The following is a 16,555-nucleotide window of genomic DNA, read 5'->3' as shown; positions in this document are numbered from 1 at the left end:
CATGATGAGTGAGCGCATGCGAGCGCATCGTGGCCTAGACGTCGCGCTGCGGCACGGCTTCGGCGGCTTCACGCTCGACGCCGCCTTCACCGCCGCGCCGGAGGGTGTGACGGCGCTGTTCGGCCCCTCCGGCTGCGGCAAGAGCACCGTCCTGAACGCCGTCGCCGGGCTCCTGAGGCCGCAGGAGGGCCGCATCCTTCTCGACGGCGAGCCGCTGCTCGACACCAACAGCGGCATCATGGTCCCGCCGGAGCACCGCCGCTGCGGCCTGGTCTTCCAGGAGGCAAGGCTCTTCCCGCATATGAGCGTGGCGAGCAACCTGCGCTACGGGATGCGCCGCGCGCCCTCCGGCGCCACCGGCCCGGGCTTCGACGAGGTGCTGGCGCTGCTCGGCATCGAGGCGCTGCTGGACCGTCGACCCGCCCGCCTCTCCGGCGGCGAGCGCCAGCGCGTGGCGCTCGGCCGCGCGCTGCTCATGCGGCCGCGGCTGCTGCTGATGGACGAGCCCCTGGCCGCGCTGGACGCCACCCGGCGCGCCGAGATCCTCCCCTTCCTCGCCCGGCTGCGCGAGGCGGCACGGCTGCCCATCCTCTACGTCACCCACGCGCTGGACGAGGTGGACGCACTGGCCGACCGGCTCGTGCTGATGGAGGCCGGCCGGGTGCTCGCCGCCGGGACCGTCGAGGAGCTGACAGCCCGCACCGACCTGCCGCTCGCTGCGCGGCGCGACGCCGGCGTGTTGATCCCCTGTGCCATCGCGGCACATGACACGGCGCGCGGCCTGACGCGCTTCGATTTCGCCGGCGGCAGCCTCCTCGCACCGCTGCATTCCGAGCCGGTCGGCACGCGCCTCCGCCTGCGGCTGCGCGCGCGCGACGTGTCGGTGGCGCTCGCGCCGCCGGAGGGAATCTCGATGCAGAACGTGCTGCCCGCGGTGCTGCGCTCCATCGCGCCCGCGGGATCGCCGCACGAGGTTTTTCTCCACCTCGCGATCGGCGAGACCGCGCTGCTCGCCCGCGTCACGCGTGATGCCCTGGAGCGCCTGGGGCTCGCGCCGGGCGTCGCCCTCTGGGCGATGATCAAGTCCGTGACCTTCGACCACGCCCGCGGCGGCTGATCAGTCCAGCCGAATCCGCGCGCGAGGCAAAAAGTCCCGAAAGCGGGCGAGGTCGGCGGCGAGCCGCGCCGAAAATTCCTCCGGTGTCCCCAGGATCGGGATCGCGCCCAGCCCCAGCAGCCGGTCGAGCACCTCGATCGTCCCCAGCGTGTTGTTCAGCTCGCCGTTGAGCCGCGCGACGTAAGGAAAGGGCGTGCCGGCCGGCGCCATCAGGCCGATCCAGGCCTCCATCACGACGCCGGGAAGGCCGAGCTCGCCGAACGTCGGCACCTCGGAAAGCTGCGGCGTGCGCTCCTCCGTCGCGGTCGCCAGCGCGAGCAGCCTTCCAGCCAGGATCATCGGCATGGCGTTGGGCAGGTTGTCGATCATCAGGTCCAGATGGCCGGCGAGAAGATCGGTCTGCGCCGCCGTCGCGCCGCGATAGGGCACATGGACGAGCCGCACGCCGGCGGCGAGCGCCAACGCCTCGGTCACCATGTGGATGGAGGAGCCGTTGCCGCTGGAGCCGTAGGTCAACCCGGCGGGCCGGCCGCGCGCGAGCGCCAGCAGCTCCGCCACATCGCGCGGCCCGAGCTCGGGCCGGACGACGAGCACGTTGGGGAAGATCGCCATGGTGCCGATCGCCGCGAAATCCCGCACTGGATCATAGGGGAAGTTCGGCATCAGGTTCGGCAGCACCGTGTGCGAGGCCTGGGTCGCCATCAGCAGCGTGTAGCCATCCGGCCGCGACTTCGCGACGTGGTCCGAGCCGAGGACGCCCGTGGCGCCGGAGCGATTCTCGTAGATGATCGGCTGGCCGAGCCGCCGCGCCATGTCGTCGCCGATGATGCGCGAGATGTTGGTGGTGAAGCCAGGCGGATAGGGCACCACCCAGCGGATCGCCTGGATGGGGTAGGTCTGTGCCCCGGCCGGCGCCGCCGCGGCCAGGGGCGGCAGGAGAGCGAACTCGCGACGGCGCATGGCACGCTGTCCATTTGTCTGCTCCGACAAACATGGCGCAGCGCGGGACGTTCCGGAAGTCAGTCTTTCGCGGGCCGTGGCGGCTCGTGAAGGATCAGGACCTCGCCGTCGGAGCCAGGCAGCGCGGGATACATCTTCCGCAGCAGCGGATCGTGGCCGGGGACGACCAGGGATTCGTCGCCGCCCGCCAGCGCGCGGGCCCGGCGCCAGCCCTGCACCATCGCGCCCAGGTCGAAGACGATGGGGAACGGGTTCTCGCGCTCCATGTTCGCGAAATAATGGCTGGCGTCCGAGGCGAGCACCACCGGCCCGCGCTTCGTCTGCACGCGCACCATCTGCAGCCCGTCCGAATGGCCGCCGACGCGGTGCAGCGTGACGCCCGGCGCGATCTCGGCGTCGCCGTCGTGGAAGCGCACGCGCTCGGCATAGAGGGCGCGGACCATGGACACTACGTGCTCCACCTCGAAGGGCAGCCGGATGCAGGCCGAGCACATGTGCTTGCCGGTCGCGAAGGCCATCTCCCGCTCCTGCAGGTGGAAGAAGGCCTTGGGGAAGATGTCGAGGTTGCCGGCGTGATCGTAGTGCAGATGGGTGATGACCACCTCGTCGACGGCGGCGGGATCGATGCCGGCGGCAAGCAGGCAGTCGGCGACCGGGCGCAGCAGCTTGCGGCCGCGGCGCATGCCCGAGGCCTCGTCGAAGCCGGCATCGATCACGATGGTGCGGCCGTCGGGCGCGCGTATGGCCCAGACGTAGTAGTCCATCGGCATGGCTTCGTGCGGGTCGGGCACGGGGAGCAGGAAGCACTCCTGCGCCTGCCGCTCGTGCTGCGCGTAGCGCAGGGCGAAGACTTCCCAGTTCATCGGCATTCCTCCTAGGCCAGCGTTTCCATGAGCCTGCCCACGCCAGGCGCCTCGTCCAGGGCCCAGAGGGCGGCGATGGCGGCGTCCGCGCGGTCGGCGAAGCCGCCGATGCCGGCATTGTCGCGGAATTTTTCTTCCAGCTCCGCATCGCTCATCGGCCGCTCGAAGCTGCCGCGCGGATGGAGGACGGTCCGCTGGAACTCGCGGCCATCGGCGAGGCGCAGCGTCACCGTCGTGGCGCCGCGCGGCAGGGATTCGTCCAGCTTCGCCGCAACCTTGGACCGGAAGGCGGCCAGCGCCGGATCGGTCACCGCGGGCATCTCGAAATCCGCGACGCCGGCCCGGCCGCGCACCAGGCCGAGCGCGGCGCTGTGATGGATGCTCACGCGCGCGTCGCGCTCGTTGTTCACCACGCGGTCGCCACGCGCCAGCAGCAGGGCGTCGCCGGCGACGGTGACGGAGGCGATGGCATCCGGCGCGGCGCCCAGCTCCTCACGCAGCGCGAGGCAGGCGTCGATGACGGCATGGAAGACGATGCCGGCCGGATAGGGCTTGTAGGTGTTCCGCCCGATCTCCCAGCGGGTGCCGAGGCCCTCGGTGATCTGCGCCAGGTCCGGCGAGTCGCCCGTGGCGCGCGCAAAGCCGAGCGGCCCCTCGATGGAGGCCGGCGCCGCCTTGTAGCCCTGCTCGGCCAGCAGCGCGGCCAGGATGCCGTTGCGCGGCGCATTGCCGACGCCGACATTCTTCGCCGCCGTCGGCAGGTTCTCAACGAGCCCCGCGGCCTCCGAGGCCGCGATGCCGATGGCATGCGCCGTCTGCTCCGCCGACAGCCCCAGCAGCTTCGCGCAGCCGGCCGCAGCGCCGAAGACGCCGCAGGAGGCGGTGATGTGCCAGCCGCGTGCATAATGCCCCGGAGAGACGGCGTTGCCGATCCGGCACTCCACCTCCCCGCCCAGCAGGAAGGCGTGCAGCACCTCGGCGCCCGAGAAGCCGCGCTGCTCGGCCAGGGCGAGCAGTGCGGGCGCGACGGGCGCGGTCGGGTGGATCACCGTCTGCAGATGCGTGTCGTCATAGTCCAGCAGGTTGCAGGCGATGGCGTTCACGAAGGACGCCGCCATCGGGTCGAGCTTCACGCCCTGTCCGATCACCGTAGCGACCGGCACGCCGGAAAAGTTGCGCATCACGGCCAGCGCCGTCGTCACCGCGGGGTCCTTCGCGACGCCGAGCCCGCAGCCCAGGTTGTTCAGGATGGAGCGCTTCGCCTCCTGCCGCAGCGCAGGCGCGATCTCCTCCCAGCGGGAATCCGCGACGAAACGGCCGAGGATCTCGGCGGCATGGCTCTTGGTCATCTGGCGATTCCTATTGCGCGCGAACGATCAAACCCTCGCGCGAGGCGCGTGACCAGCGCTCGTCCTCCTCCCGCAGGAAGGTGCGGAACTCGTCCGGCCCCAGCGGCTTGAGGTCGGCGCCGATGCCCAGCAGCCGCTGGCGGATGCCGGGATCGCGCAGCGCCTCCTCGATGGCGGAGCCCATCCGCGCGGCGATGGGCGCGGGCAGGTTCGCGGGGCCCAGCATGCCGTACCAGCCGGCGAACTCGTAGCCGGCGATCCCGGCCTCCGCGAGCGTCGGCACGTCGGGCATCAGCGCCGTCCGCTCCTTCGTCGAGACGCCGAGCGCGCGGACACGCCCGGACTGGATATGCGGCAGGGCGGCGACGGTGCTGTTCCAGCTCGTCGGCAGGTGGCCCGCAATGAGGTCGTTCAGCATGGGACCGGCGCCGCGATAGGAGACCTCCACCATCTGGATGCCGGCCAGCCGCGTGAAGAGGTTCCCGGCATAGGAGATCGCCGCGTCCGTGGTGCCGAAGCCGATGGTGGCGGGCGCGGCCTTCGCCGCCTCCACGAGCGCCATCGCCGTCCTGAAGGGCTGCATCGCGCCGGCCGCCAGCAGCATGGGGAAGCGCGAGAGCAGCGAGACCGGCGTGAAGTCACGCTGCGTGTTGTAGGGCAGGCTTGGCGCCACATAGGGGTTGAGCGAGTGGCTGCCAGTGTCCACGAGGAAGACCTGCCCGTCCGGATCGGCCCGCACCACCACCTCGGAGCCCACGATGCCGCTGGCGCCGGCGCGGTTCTCGACCAGCACGGGCTGGCCCAGCAGCGGCCGCAGCCCTTCGGCCAAGGCGCGCGCGAAGACATCGGTGCCGCCGCCGGGCGCATAGGGGACGATGAGGCGCACAGGGCGTTGCGGCCAGGATTGCGCCCAGGCTGAAGAAAGGGGCGCAGGCGTGGCAAGCACCGCGGCGCCCAGGGCCAGCGATCGGCGTGAGACGAGCATGAATGTCCTTCCCGAAAGCGCGCGGGCTCGGGCCGCGACGTTGGTGATATCGGTAACGCAGGCGCGATACTCCGTAAACCCGGCCGAGCTGCCCTTGCCGCAAAGCCCCGGCACAGACTAGTTTCCGGAGATGGTATCGGTCACAGAAATGGCGCCTCAGCGCGCCGAGGGAGGGTTGCGCGGCCGCGTCGCCCTCGTCACGGGCTCCGTCGGCGGCATCGGCCATGCGGTCGCCTCGGCCCTGGCCGTGGCAGGCTGCGACATCGTCCTGCACGGCCTCGCCACCGCCGATGAGGCCGCGCCCGCCCTGGCCGGCATCGCTGAACATGGCGTGAAGGCGCGCTTCGACGCCACGGACCTCGCCGACCCCGAAAGCATCGAGGCGATGATGGCGCGCCTCGGCCCCGTCGACATCCTCGTGAACAACGCCGCCATCCGGCATTTCGGCCTCGTCGAGGAGATGGCGCGAGGGGATTGGGAGAAGGACATCGCGGTCAATCTCTCTGCCCCCTTCCACCTCTGCCGCCTCGCGCTGCCGGGCATGAAGGCGCGCGGCTGGGGGCGCATCGTCAACATGTCCTCGATCTACGGGCTCATCGGCGCCACCGGCCGCGTCGGCTACGTCACCACCAAGACCGCGCTGATCGGCCTGACCCGCGCCGTCGCGCTCGAGACGGCGCAGAGCGGCGTCACCTGCAACGCCATCTGTGCCGGCTCCACGCTGACCCCGAACATCGAGGGCCGAATCCGCGCGACCATGGAATCCGCCGGCATCGACCAGGCCGCCGCCAGCGCGCATTTCCTGGCGGGCAAGCAACCCACGGGCCGCTTCGTCACGGCCGAGGCCATCGGCGCCATGGCCGCGCTGCTCTGCAGCCAGGCCGGATGCGACATCACCGGCGCCGTGATCCCGATGGATGGGGGCTGGTCGGCCAGCTAGAATAAGAACAACAAAAACAGGGAGGACAACAACAATGAAAAGACGTGACGTCCTAGGCGCCGGGCTGGCGCTGGCGATGCCGGCCATCGCCTCGGCCCAGACCTTTCCCTCGCGGCCCGTGCGGCTGATCGTGACCTGGCCGCCCGGCGGCACGACCGACATCCTCGCGCGCCAGCTCCAGCCGCCGCTCTCCGCCGCGCTGGGCCAGCCGGTCGTGGTCGAGAACCGGGGCGGCGCCTCGGGCGCCATCGGCGCGACGGAGATCGCCCGCGCGCCCAATGACGGCCACGTCTTCGGCATGGTGACGAGCACGGTGATCTCGGCCGCGCTGCTCACGCGGCAGCCCTATGATCCGCTGCGCGACTTCACGCCGCTGCTGCTGATCGCGCGCGTGGCGAACATCCTCGCCGTGCCCGCCGCCTCGCCGATCCGCTCGGTGCAGGACCTCATCGACATGGCGAAGCGGCGCCCCGGCGCGCTGACCTTCGGTTCGCCCGGCTTCGGCTCGGCCGTGCACATCTCGGGCGAGATGTTCAAGCTCATGGCCGGCGTGGACATGGTGCACGCGCCCTATCGCGGCGGCGGGCCGGCCACGGCGGACCTGGTGGCCGGCCATATCCAGCTCATGTTCGGCAATGCCGGCTCCACCCTGCCCTATGTGCGGGAGGGCCAGCTCCGGGCCATCGCCGTCACCTCGGCGCAGCGCGCGCCCTACCTGCCGGACGTCCCGACCATCGCGGAATCCGGCCTGCCCGGCTTCGCCATCGACGAGTGGTACGCCTGCCTCGGGCCCGCGGGCATGCCGGCGCCGGTGGCCGAAAAGCTGAACTCGGCGCTGATGAGCATCGTCGGCCAGCCCGCCGAGCGGGCGCGGCTGCTCGACCTGGGCGTCGAGGTGGTGGGCGGCTCGCCCGAGGAATGCGCCAGCTTCATGGCCGAGGATGTCGAGAAGATCGGCCGCGTGGTACGCGAAGCGCAGATCCGAATGGAATGACGGCCAGGAAGGCCGGCAACGAGGGGAAATACACAGAATATGAGAAGACGCGATCTCCTGGGCGGCGGGCTGGTGCTCGCGGCACCTTCCCTCGCCTTGGCGCAAAGCTTTCCCTCCCGGCCCATCCGGCTTGTCGTGACCTTCCCGCCCGGCGGCACCACCGACATCCTGGCGCGCCAGCTCCAGCCGAAGATGTCCGAGGTCTTCGGCCAGCCCGTGGTGGTCGAGAACCGCAGCGGGGCCTCGGGCGCCATCGGCACCGTCGAGATCGCGCGCGCGCAGCCGGATGGGCACACCTTCGGCATGGTGATCAGCACGGTCATCTCCTCCACGCTGATCTCGCGCCAGCCCTATGATGCGCTGCGCGACCTCACGCCGATCCAGCTGCTGGCCCGCGTGGCGGATATCCTGGTGGTGCCCATGTCCTCGCCGATCCGCACGGTGAGCGACCTGGTCGAGCACGCGAAGCGCAACCCCGGCCTCACCTATGGCTCGCCCGGCATCGGCACCTCCGTGCACATCGCCGGCGCGATGTTCGCGCTGGCCGCGGGCGTGGACATGGTGCACGTGCCCTATCGCGGCGGCGGGCCGGCGCTGACGGACCTGATCAGCGGCCATCTCAACCTCATGTTCGGCAATGCCAGCTCCACCCTGCCCTATGTGCGCGATGGCCAGCTCCGGGCGATCGCGGTGACCTCGGCCCAGCGTGCGCCCTATCTGCCGAATGTGCCGACCATCGCCGAATCCGGCCTGCCCAGCGTGGTGATCGACGAGTGGTACGCCTTCGTCGGCCCCGCCGGCATCCCGCAGCCCATCGTCGAGCGGCTGAATGCGGGGCTGAACAGCATCGTCACGCAGCCCGCCGAGCGGGCGCGCCTGCTCGACATGGGCGCCGAGGTCGTGGCCGGCAGCGCCGACGATTTCTCGCGCTTCATGCGCGAGGAGGTGGACAAGATCGGCCGCGTGGTGCGCGCCGCCGACATCCGGATGGAATAGATGGCACTGACGGGAAAGGTCGCGCTGGTCAGCGGCGCGAGCCGCGGCATCGGGCTCGCGATCGCGAGGCGGCTGGCGGCCGCCGGCGCGCAGGTGGCGCTGGTCGCGCGATCGGCCGAGGCGCTGCACGAGGAGGCGGCGAAGCTGCGCGGCGCGATCGCGATCGCCGCCGACCTGCGCGACGCGGATTCGGCGGCGATGGCCGTGGAGGAGACGGTCGCGCGGCTGGGCCGGCTCGATATCTTCGCGCATAGCGCGGGCGCCACACAGCGCGGCGATTTCCTCAAGCTGGGTGATGACGCCTGGGAAGACGGCTACGCGTTGAAGCTCTTCGGCGCCGTGCGATTGCTGCGCGCGGCCTGGCCGCATCTGGTAAAGGCGCAGGGCAATGCCGTGCTGATCGCCGGCGTCGGCGGCCGCGTCACCAGCGCGGACTTCACCATCGGCGGCTCGGTCAACGCCGCGCTGATGAACTTCACCAAGGCCATGGCCGATCGCGGCGTGCAGGACGGCGTGCGCGTGAACTGCGTGAACCCGGGCAGCATCCGCACCGACCGCCTCACCGGCCGCATCGCGACGGTGATGGAGGAACGCGGCCTCGACACCGAGCAGGCCGCCGCCGCGCTGGCCGCCGACACCGGCGTCGCGCGCTTCGGCGAGCCGGAGGAGATCGCCGAGGTCGTCGCCTTCCTCGCCGGACCTGGCGCCAGCTACATCCAGGGCTCCATCCTGGATGTGGATGGCGGCTGGGTGCGCGCCGTCTGATGGCACTCGACGACACCCGCAAGGGCGCCGTGCGCATGCGCGACGTGGCGCGCGTCGCGCAGGTGTCGACCATGACCGTCTCGCGCGCGCTGATGGATCCCAGCAAGGTCTCGCCCGACGTGCGCGCGCGGGTGGCCGAGGCGGTGAGCGCCGTCGGCTACGTTCCGAACAAGGTGGCGGGAAGCCTCTCCTCCAGCCGCTCCAAGGTGATCGGGCTGGTGGTGCCGAGCATCGAGAACTCGCTCTTCGCCAGCACCATCCAGGGCATCTCCGACGTGCTGCGGCGGCACGACCATCAGCTCATGATCGCGGATTCCGCCTATAGCCCGGAGGCGGAGGAGGCGGCGATCCGCGCCTTCCTGGAGCAGCGCGTGGCCGGACTCATCCTGCACGACACGACGCACACGCCCGACGCCGTGAACATGATCCGCCGCTCCGGCGTGCCGGTGGTGGAGAACGGCACGCTGACGCCCGAGCCGCTCGACATGGTGGTGAGCTACTCCAATCACGACGCGTCGAAGGCCATGACGCAGCATCTCGCACGGCTCGGCTACAAGCGCATCGGCTTCGTCAGCCTGCCCGCGGCCGCGAACCAGCGCAGCCGCGACCGCCAGCGGGGCTACAAGGCGGCGCTGGAGGAGCTGGGCCAGGGCTTCGACCCGCGGTTGATGCTGGAGATGCCGCCCGGCCTCGCCTCCGGCGCCGAGGCGCTGCTGCGGCTCGTCGAGGGCGGCGGCAATCCCGACGCGATCTTCTTCGCCGGCGACGTGCTGGCCATGGGCGCCTCGCTGGAATGCGCGCGGCGCGGCTGGCCGGTGCCGGGTAAGGTCGCCATCGCGGCCTTCGACAATTTCGACCTGCTCGGCCATCTCGTGCCGCCCGTCACCACACTGAAGCTGCCACGGCTGGAGATCGGCCGGCGCAGCGCGGAGGTGCTGCTGGACCGCATCCAGGGCCGCTCTTCGGCCGCCGTGGCAGTGGATCTGCGCTTCGAGATCATCCATCGCGGCAGCACGTGACGGGCTGGACAGGAAAAGCGTCGTGATTATGGTATCGGTATCATTTGAGGGCTGAACATGCGGCGCCAGGCTGCGTGAATGGCCGTCTCGTCCAGGGTATCGCTAAAGGGAGGACCGCGAGTGGCGGACCAGGTTCTGGGTTTCATCGGCCTCGGCCAGATGGGCAGCCGCATGGCGGCGCGCCTGCTCGAGGCCGGCCACAAGGTCGTCGTCTGCGACCGCGTGGCCAGCATCGTCGCCGAGCTCGTCGCGAAGGGCGCCACCGAGGCGGCCAGCCCGCGCGAGGTCGGCGACCGCGCGGACCTCGTCTTCGCCAGCCTGCCCACCCCCGCCATCCTGCGCGACGTGGCGCTCGGCCCGGACGGCGTGATCGCCGGCCAGCGCGCCCGCTGCTTCGTGGACCTCTCGACCACCGGCCCGCGCATCGCCGGCGAGGTCGCCGCCGGCTTCGCCGAGGCCGGCCGCTCCGTCTTCGACTGCCCGGTGAGCGGCGGAAAATCCGGCGCGGCCGCCGGCACGCTGGCGCTCATGGTCTCCGGCCCCCGCGGCGAATACGACGCGCTGGAGCCGGTGCTGAAGGTCTTCGGCAAGCCGTTCTTCTGCGGCGAGAAGCCGGGCTCGGCGCAGGTGATGAAGCTCTGCAACAACATGCTGGCCGCCACGGCGCTCGTCGCCTCGTCTGAAGCGATCGCCATGGGCGTGAAGGCCGGGCTCGATCCCGCGCTGATGTGCGAGGTGATCAATGCCAGCAGCGGCCGCAACTCCGCCACGCAGGACAAGTTCCCGCGCGCCGTCATCCCCCGCACCTTCGATTTCGGCTTCACCACGGGGCTCTCGATGAAGGATGTCGGCCTCTGCGTAAGCGAGGCCGAGGGGATGGGTGTCCCGATGGTGGTCGGCAGCGCCGTGCTCCAGATGCTGGGCGTCACCGCCGCCACCTACGGCAAGGAAAGCGACTTCACGTCGGTCGCGAAGATCCTGGAAAACTGGGCAGGGGTGGAGATCAAGAAATCATGAACACGAATATCAACCGCCGCGCGCTGCTGGCGCTGACCGGCACGACCGCGCTCGCCACGCCGGCGCTGGCCGCCTTCCCGGATCGGCCCGTGCGCGTCATCGTGCCCTGGCCGCCGGGCGCCTTCGCCGACGTGGTCATGCGGGCGCTCGCGCAGCCCATGCAGACCTCGCTCGGCCAGCCCATCGTCGTGGAGAACCGCCCGGGCGCGACCGGCGCGCTGGGCACGGAATTCGTCGCGCGCTCCGCCCCGGACGGGCACACGCTCATCCTCGGCAATGCCGAGACGCATGCGATCAACCCGCTGGTCTATCGCCGTCTCGCCTACAACCCCGCGGACTTCCAGCCCGTCAGCCTCTTCGCCCGCGCTCCCTTCGCGCTGGCGGTGAACCAGGCCATGGGTGTCAACGACCTCGCCGGCTTCATGGCGAAGGTCCGCGCGCAGCCGGGCCGGGTCAGCTTCGCCTCCTGGGGCGTTGGCAGCACCTCGCACCTGACGATGGAGCTGCTGCTCCGCTCCGCCAATCTGGAGGCGCTGCACGCGCCCTTCACCGGCCAGGCGCCGGGCATCACGGCGGTCATCGCCGGCCAGGTGGACAGCATGTTCCTCACCGCCGGCGGCGCCGAGGCCGCTTCGCGCGACGGGCGCGTGAAGGTGCTCGTGGTCTCCTCGGCGGAGCGCGTGCCGCTGATGCCCGACGTGCCGACGCTGCGCGAGGCCGGCGTCTCGGTCGAGGGCGGCAATTGGTTCGGCCTGCTGGCGCCGGCGCGCACGCCGATGGAGGCGGCCAACAAGCTGGCCCAGTCCATCGCCGAAGCGACCCGCGTGCCGGCCGTGATGGAGGTGTTCCGCACGCAGGCCGCGGTGCTCGCCACCAATACGCCCGAGGCCTTCGCCCGTTTCATCGCCGAGGACCGGGCGCGGTGGGAGGAGCCGATCCGCGCCCTGGACATCAAGATCGACTGAGCCTCGGGTGCCTGGTCCACGGATCAGGCGCACCCCTTACGTCGCACTTACACGACGGCCCCGCCTTCCATATCGCGGCGCTACGCGCCGCGGCGGCATGGTCTGCACCCTGAACCCATAGGGACAGCCATGCTCGACATCCTGCTTCTCCCGGGCGGGCTCGGCCTCTTCGCCGTGCTCGCCCTCTACGTTCATGCCTGCGAGCGCGTGTGACCATGACGCTCGAACTGTGGCTCGGCGGCGCCGTCGCATTCGGCCTGCTCGTCTATCTCCTCTGGGCCCTGCTGCGGCCTGAAAGCCTCTGAACATGACCTTCAACGGCTGGGCGCAGATCGCGCTCGTGCTGGGCATCGCCGTGATCGCGGCGGTGCCCGTCGGCAGATGGCTCGCCGCCATCGCGGAGGGGCGCCTCGGTGTCCTCTCCAAATTCGACAGCGCGCTGCTGCGCGCCGCGGGCGTGGACCCCGCGGGCCAGAGCTGGCAGCGCTACCTCCTCGCCATGCTGGCCTTCAACGCGGGCGGCTTCGCGCTGCTCTACATGATCCTGCGCCTGCAGGACGTGCTGCCGCTGAACCCGCAGGGCTTCGCCGCGATCCCGCCCTTCCTGGCCTTCAACACGGCGATCTCCTTCGTCACCAACACCAACTGGCAGGCCTATTCCGGCGAGGCGGCGATGTCGCACTTCAGCCAGATGGCCGGCCTCGCCGTGCAGAATTTCCTCTCCGCCGCGACCGGCATCGCGCTGGCCTTCGCGGTGGCGCGGGCCTTCGCGCGCGGCGGGCTGCAGCAGCTCGGCAATTTCTGGGCGGACATGACGCGCGTCACGCTCTACATCCTGCTGCCGGTCTCCCTCGTCGCGGCCTTCGCCTTCATCGCGATGGGCGTGCCGCAGACGCTGGACGCCAGCGCCGCCGCGGCCACGCTCGGCGGCGCGGAGCAGACCATCCCGCTCGGCCCCGTCGGCTTCCAGCTCGCCATCAAGCATCTGGGCACCAATGGCGGCGGCTTTTTCGGCGTGAACTCGCTGCACCCCTTCGAGGGGCCCTCGGCGCTGGCCACAGCCTTCCAGATCATCCTGCAGGTGGCGATTCCCTTCGGGCTCTGCCTCGCCTTCGGCCGCATCGTCGGCGACCGCCGGCAGGGCCGCGCTCTGCTCGCCGTGATGGTGGGCTTCGTGCTCGTCGCAACGCTCGGCATCTACGCGGCCGAGGCCGGCGGCAACCCGCTGCACATCGCGGCCGGCGTGGCGCCGGATCTCGGCAACATGGAGGGCAAGGACGTCCGCTTCGGCAACGCGCTCGTGGCGCTCTTCACGGCCACCACCACCGGCGCCTCCTGCGGCGCTGTCAACGCGATGTTCGACAGCTTCACGCCCCTGGGCGGCGCCATCCCGCTCTTCCTCATCCAGCTCGGCGAGATCGTGCCGGGCGGCGTGGGCTCGGGCCTCTACGGCATGGTGGTCTTCGCGCTGCTCAGCGTCTTCGTGGCCGGCCTGATGGTCGGGCGCACGCCCGAATATCTTGGCAAGAAGGTGCAGGCGCGCGAGGTGAAGCTCGCCATGCTGGCGGTGCTCGTGCTGCCGGCGGTGATCCTGGGCTTCTCGGCCGTCGCGCTGAACATCGCCATCGGCTCGTCCTCGCTGGCGAATGCCGGCCCGCACGGCCTGACCGAGATGCTCTACGCCTACACCTCGGCGGCGGGCAACAACGGCTCGGCCTTCGGCGGGCTGACGGCGGACACGCCCTGGCTCGACACGACGCTCGGCATCGCCATGGCGCTCGGCCGCTTCGGCTACGTGATCCCCGTGCTCGCCATTGCCGGCAGCCTGGCGGCCAAGCCGCGCACGCCGGAAGGCCCGGGCACGCTGCCCACCCATGGCCCGCTCTTCGCCGGCCTGCTGGCGGGCGTGATCCTGATCCTCGGCGGGCTGCAGTACCTGCCCGCCCTCGCCCTCGGTCCGATCGCTGAGCATTTCGCGATGCTCGCCGGCACCACCTTCTGAGAGAACGAACATGACCACCGCACCCGCCCTCCTGGACGGCCCCATCATCCGGGCCGCCGTCTGGGACGCGTTCCGAAAGCTCAATCCGCGGCAGCTGGTCCGCAACCCCGTGATCTTCGTGACGGAGGTGGTCTCCATCCTCGTCACGCTGCTCGCCATCCGCGACGCCGCGCTCGGCGGCACCTGGGGCTTCCAGGCCGGCGTCGCGCTGTGGCTCTGGATGACCGTGCTCTTCGCGACCTTCGCGGAGGCCGTCGCCGAGGGCCGCGGCAAGGCGCGCGCCGCCTCGCTCCGCGCCTCGCGCGGCGAGACGGTGGCGCGCTGGGTCCCGAACCCGGACGATCCCGTCATCACCGCCCCGCGCAACGCCTCGGAGCTCCGCCGCGGCGACCATGTGCTGGTCGAGGCCGGCGAGATCATCCCCTCCGACGGCGAGGTGGTGCAGGGCATCGCCAGCGTGAACGAGAGCGCCGTGACGGGCGAGAGCGCGCCCGTCATCCGCGAGGCCGGCGGCGACCGCAGCGCCGTCACCGGCGGCACCCTCGTGGTGAGCGACCGCATCCTGGTCCGCATCACCGCCGAGCCCGGCAGCACCTTCCTCGACCGCATGATCGCGATGGTCGAGGGCGCCTCACGCCAGAAGACGCCGAACGAGATCGCGCTCGACATCCTGCTGGCGGGCATGACGATCGTCTTCCTGATCGCCGTCGCCACGCTGGTCGGCTTCTCCAGCTACAGCGGCGCCGCGGCCTCGGTGGTCGTGCTCTCCGCGCTGCTGGTGACGCTGATCCCGACGACCATCGGCGGGCTGCTCTCCGCCATCGGCATCGCGGGCATGGACCGGCTGGTGCGCTTCAATGTGCTGGCCACCTCGGGCCGCGCCGTGGAGGCGGCTGGCGACGTGGACGTGCTGCTGCTGGACAAGACCGGCACCATCACCTTCGGCAACCGCGCGGCGGCCTCCTTCATCGCCGCGCCCGGTGTGAACATCCAGGAGGTGGCCGAAGCCGCCGTGCTGGCAAGCCTCGCCGACGAGACGCCGGAGGGCCGCAGCATCCTCGCCTTCGCGAAGGACAGGCACGGCGTCGTGGCCCCGCCGATGCCTTCCGAGGCGCGCCCCGTGCCTTTCACCGCGCAGACCCGTCTCTCGGGCATGGACCTGCCGCAGGGCTCCTACCGCAAGGGCGCGGTGGACAGCCTTTCGGCGGCGCTGAAGAAGCCCGTGCCGCCGGAGCTGGCGGCCGGGATCGACCGCATCGCCCGCGCCGGCGCCACGCCTCTGGCCGTGGCGAAGGACGGCCGGATCCTCGGTGCGATCGAGCTGAAGGACATCGTGAAGCCCGGCATCCGCGAGCGTTTCGCCGAGCTGCGCCGGATGGGCATCCGGACCGTCATGGTCACGGGCGACAACCGGCTCACGGCGGCGGCCATCGCGGCCGAGGCGGGCGTGGACGACTTCCTCGCCGAGGCCAAGCCGCAGGACAAGCTGGACTACATCCGGGCCCAGCAGTCCGAAGGACGCCTGGTCGCCATGGCCGGCGACGGCACCAACGACGCACCGGCCCTGGCCCAGGCCGATGTCGGCCTCGCCATGCAGACCGGCACCCAGGCCGCGCGCGAAGCCGGCAACATGGTCGACCTCGACAGCGACCCCACCAAGCTCATCGAGGTGGTGGAGATCGGCAAGCAGCTGCTCATCACGCGCGGCGCGCTGACGACCTTCTCCATCGCCAACGACGTGGCGAAGTACTTCGCGATCCTGCCGGCGATCTTCGTCGCGCAGTATCCGGGGCTGATGGCACTGAACGTGATGCACCTGACGAGCCCGCAGAGCGCCATCCTCTCGGCCGTCATCTTCAATGCGCTGATCATCGTGAGCCTGGTTCCGCTCGCGCTGCGCGGCGTGTCCTACGCGCCCGTCGGCGCGGCGTCGCTGCTGCGGCGGAACCTGCTGATCTATGGCGTCGGCGGAATCGTCGCGCCCTTCGTGGGCATCAAGATCATCGACGTGATCCTCACTGTCCTGGGAGTTGCCTGAACATGTTGCGCCCCCTTCTTTCCCTGCTGCTCGGCTCTACGCTGCTGCTGGGCGTCGCGGCTCCGCTGGCGGTCACCGCCGTCGCCGGACGCGTGATGCCCGAGCGGGCCGGCGGCAGCCTCGTCCGGCAGGGCGACCGCGTTATCGGCTCAGCGCTGATCGGCCAGAACTTCGAGGGCGACGAGTGGTTCCACCCGCGCCCCTCGGCAACCTCGGCCGCGCCCTATGATGCGTCCTCCTCGGCCGCGTCGCAGCAGGGCCCGACCAGCGAAACCTTGCTGAACACGATCAAGGAACGGCTCGGCGGCGCCCGCGACGTGCCCGCCGATGCCGTGACCGCCAGCGGCTCGGGCCTGGACCCGCATATCAGCCCGGAGAATGCGCGGGCCCAGGTCCAGCGCGTCGCCACCGCCCGCAACCTGCCGGCGACGCAGGTGGCGGCGCTGGTCCAGCAGTTCGTCGAGGGGCGCGAGTTCGGCCTGCTCGGCGAGCCGCGCGTGAACGTGCTGCGGCTCAACCTGGCGCTTCAGAACCTGCGCTGAGCG

At 70.9% G+C, this 16,555-nt stretch carries 16 protein-coding genes; 12 read left to right on the top strand and 4 right to left on the bottom strand.

Translation table 11 applies throughout. The features are described from left to right. Positions 1-16: 16 nt before the first annotated feature. Entirely contained in the window at positions 17-1,117 is a 1,101-nt protein-coding gene (gene modC / locus AC1ROY_RS24255) for a molybdenum ABC transporter ATP-binding protein (protein ID WP_493151478.1), read from the top strand. Here the strand turns inward: modC and AC1ROY_RS24250 are convergent, their stop codons facing one another. From AC1ROY_RS24250 to AC1ROY_RS24235, 4 genes are read right to left on the bottom strand one after another with little or no spacing between them, the layout of a single operon-like run. Beyond that, entirely contained in the window at positions 1,118-2,077 is a 960-nt protein-coding gene (locus AC1ROY_RS24250; protein ID WP_493151477.1) for a Bug family tripartite tricarboxylate transporter substrate binding protein, read from the bottom strand. 59 nt (positions 2,078-2,136) lie between these two features. Next, complete coding sequence (locus tag AC1ROY_RS24245; protein WP_493151476.1) at positions 2,137-2,940, bottom strand: N-acyl homoserine lactonase family protein; 804 nt, start codon at positions 2,938-2,940, stop codon at positions 2,137-2,139. Between the two features lie 11 nt (positions 2,941-2,951). Next, positions 2,952-4,289 (bottom strand): MmgE/PrpD family protein, encoded by a 1,338-nt coding sequence (locus AC1ROY_RS24240; protein WP_493151475.1) that lies wholly within the window; start codon positions 4,287-4,289, stop codon positions 2,952-2,954. 10 nt (positions 4,290-4,299) lie between these two features. Beyond that, complete coding sequence (locus AC1ROY_RS24235) at positions 4,300-5,274, bottom strand: Bug family tripartite tricarboxylate transporter substrate binding protein (RefSeq protein WP_493151474.1); 975 nt, start codon at positions 5,272-5,274, stop codon at positions 4,300-4,302. A 148-nt stretch (positions 5,275-5,422) separates the two neighbouring features. On the opposite strand from AC1ROY_RS24235, the gene AC1ROY_RS24230 reads away from it, so the two are divergent. The 11 genes from AC1ROY_RS24230 to kdpC all read left to right on the top strand — a co-directional run bounded on the left by AC1ROY_RS24230 (position 5,423) and on the right by kdpC (position 16,552). Further along, positions 5,423-6,214 (top strand): SDR family NAD(P)-dependent oxidoreductase, encoded by a 792-nt coding sequence (locus AC1ROY_RS24230; protein WP_493151473.1) that lies wholly within the window; start codon positions 5,423-5,425, stop codon positions 6,212-6,214. Positions 6,215-6,248: 34 nt separating this feature from the next. Further along, complete coding sequence (locus AC1ROY_RS24225; RefSeq protein WP_493151472.1) at positions 6,249-7,208, top strand: Bug family tripartite tricarboxylate transporter substrate binding protein; 960 nt, start codon at positions 6,249-6,251, stop codon at positions 7,206-7,208. 39 nt (positions 7,209-7,247) lie between these two features. Further along, on the top strand, positions 7,248-8,204 hold the full coding sequence (locus AC1ROY_RS24220; RefSeq protein WP_493151471.1) for a Bug family tripartite tricarboxylate transporter substrate binding protein: 957 nt from the start codon (positions 7,248-7,250) through the stop codon (positions 8,202-8,204). Next, complete coding sequence (locus AC1ROY_RS24215; protein ID WP_493151470.1) at positions 8,205-8,969, top strand: SDR family oxidoreductase; 765 nt, start codon at positions 8,205-8,207, stop codon at positions 8,967-8,969. After that, on the top strand, positions 8,969-9,988 hold the full coding sequence (locus AC1ROY_RS24210) for a LacI family DNA-binding transcriptional regulator (RefSeq protein WP_493151469.1): 1,020 nt from the start codon (positions 8,969-8,971) through the stop codon (positions 9,986-9,988). Before AC1ROY_RS24215 ends, AC1ROY_RS24210 begins: the two co-directional genes overlap by 1 nt. 120 nt (positions 9,989-10,108) lie before the next feature. Further along, positions 10,109-11,005 carry an NAD(P)-dependent oxidoreductase gene (locus tag AC1ROY_RS24205; RefSeq protein ID WP_493151468.1) on the top strand — a complete coding sequence of 299 codons (897 nt, stop codon included), beginning with the start codon at positions 10,109-10,111 and terminating at the stop codon, positions 11,003-11,005. After that, positions 11,002-11,970: a Bug family tripartite tricarboxylate transporter substrate binding protein gene (locus AC1ROY_RS24200; RefSeq protein WP_493151467.1), complete on the top strand. Its 969-nt coding sequence runs from the start codon at positions 11,002-11,004 to the stop codon at positions 11,968-11,970. Before AC1ROY_RS24205 ends, AC1ROY_RS24200 begins: the two co-directional genes overlap by 4 nt. Before the next feature lie 215 nt (positions 11,971-12,185). After that, entirely contained in the window at positions 12,186-12,275 is a 90-nt protein-coding gene (gene kdpF / locus AC1ROY_RS24195; RefSeq protein ID WP_131548786.1) for a K(+)-transporting ATPase subunit F, read from the top strand. Between the two features lie 2 nt (positions 12,276-12,277). Beyond that, the gene (kdpA, locus tag AC1ROY_RS24190; protein ID WP_493151466.1) at positions 12,278-13,972 is read left to right on the top strand and encodes a potassium-transporting ATPase subunit KdpA; all 1,695 of its coding nucleotides are present in this window, start codon (positions 12,278-12,280) and stop codon (positions 13,970-13,972) included. A 10-nt stretch (positions 13,973-13,982) separates the two neighbouring features. Further along, positions 13,983-16,010 carry a potassium-transporting ATPase subunit KdpB gene (kdpB, locus tag AC1ROY_RS24185; protein WP_493151465.1) on the top strand — a complete coding sequence of 676 codons (2,028 nt, stop codon included), beginning with the start codon at positions 13,983-13,985 and terminating at the stop codon, positions 16,008-16,010. A 2-nt stretch (positions 16,011-16,012) separates the two neighbouring features. Further along, the gene (gene kdpC / locus AC1ROY_RS24180; protein ID WP_493151464.1) at positions 16,013-16,552 is read left to right on the top strand and encodes a potassium-transporting ATPase subunit KdpC; all 540 of its coding nucleotides are present in this window, start codon (positions 16,013-16,015) and stop codon (positions 16,550-16,552) included. The last annotated feature ends 3 nt before the right edge of the window (positions 16,553-16,555 follow it).

The organism is Roseococcus sp. GW821-FHT12F05, from assembly GCF_058806835.1.
The sequence above is the reverse complement of the archived record's forward strand: the minus strand, read 5'-3'. Positions and strand labels throughout refer to the sequence as shown.

Bases quoted from the DNA above. Each gene is read 5' to 3' on its own strand.
- modC (WP_493151478.1), top strand. From the start codon at position 17: ATGCGAGCGCATCGTGGCCTAGACGTCGCGCTGCGGCACGGCTTCGGC.
- AC1ROY_RS24250 (WP_493151477.1), bottom strand. From the start codon at position 2,077: ATGCGCCGTCGCGAGTTCGCTCTCCTGCCGCCCCTGGCCGCGGCGGCG.
- AC1ROY_RS24245 (WP_493151476.1), bottom strand. From the start codon at position 2,940: ATGAACTGGGAAGTCTTCGCCCTGCGCTACGCGCAGCACGAGCGGCAG.
- AC1ROY_RS24240 (WP_493151475.1), bottom strand. From the start codon at position 4,289: ATGACCAAGAGCCATGCCGCCGAGATCCTCGGCCGTTTCGTCGCGGAT.
- AC1ROY_RS24235 (WP_493151474.1), bottom strand. From the start codon at position 5,274: ATGCTCGTCTCACGCCGATCGCTGGCCCTGGGCGCCGCGGTGCTTGCC.
- AC1ROY_RS24230 (WP_493151473.1), top strand. From the start codon at position 5,423: ATGGCGCCTCAGCGCGCCGAGGGAGGGTTGCGCGGCCGCGTCGCCCTC.
- AC1ROY_RS24225 (WP_493151472.1), top strand. From the start codon at position 6,249: ATGAAAAGACGTGACGTCCTAGGCGCCGGGCTGGCGCTGGCGATGCCG.
- AC1ROY_RS24220 (WP_493151471.1), top strand. From the start codon at position 7,248: ATGAGAAGACGCGATCTCCTGGGCGGCGGGCTGGTGCTCGCGGCACCT.
- AC1ROY_RS24215 (WP_493151470.1), top strand. From the start codon at position 8,205: ATGGCACTGACGGGAAAGGTCGCGCTGGTCAGCGGCGCGAGCCGCGGC.
- AC1ROY_RS24210 (WP_493151469.1), top strand. From the start codon at position 8,969: ATGGCACTCGACGACACCCGCAAGGGCGCCGTGCGCATGCGCGACGTG.
- AC1ROY_RS24200 (WP_493151467.1), top strand. From the start codon at position 11,002: ATGAACACGAATATCAACCGCCGCGCGCTGCTGGCGCTGACCGGCACG.
- kdpF (WP_131548786.1), top strand. From the start codon at position 12,186: ATGACGCTCGAACTGTGGCTCGGCGGCGCCGTCGCATTCGGCCTGCTC.
- kdpA (WP_493151466.1), top strand. From the start codon at position 12,278: ATGACCTTCAACGGCTGGGCGCAGATCGCGCTCGTGCTGGGCATCGCC.
- kdpB (WP_493151465.1), top strand. From the start codon at position 13,983: ATGACCACCGCACCCGCCCTCCTGGACGGCCCCATCATCCGGGCCGCC.
- kdpC (WP_493151464.1), top strand. From the start codon at position 16,013: ATGTTGCGCCCCCTTCTTTCCCTGCTGCTCGGCTCTACGCTGCTGCTG.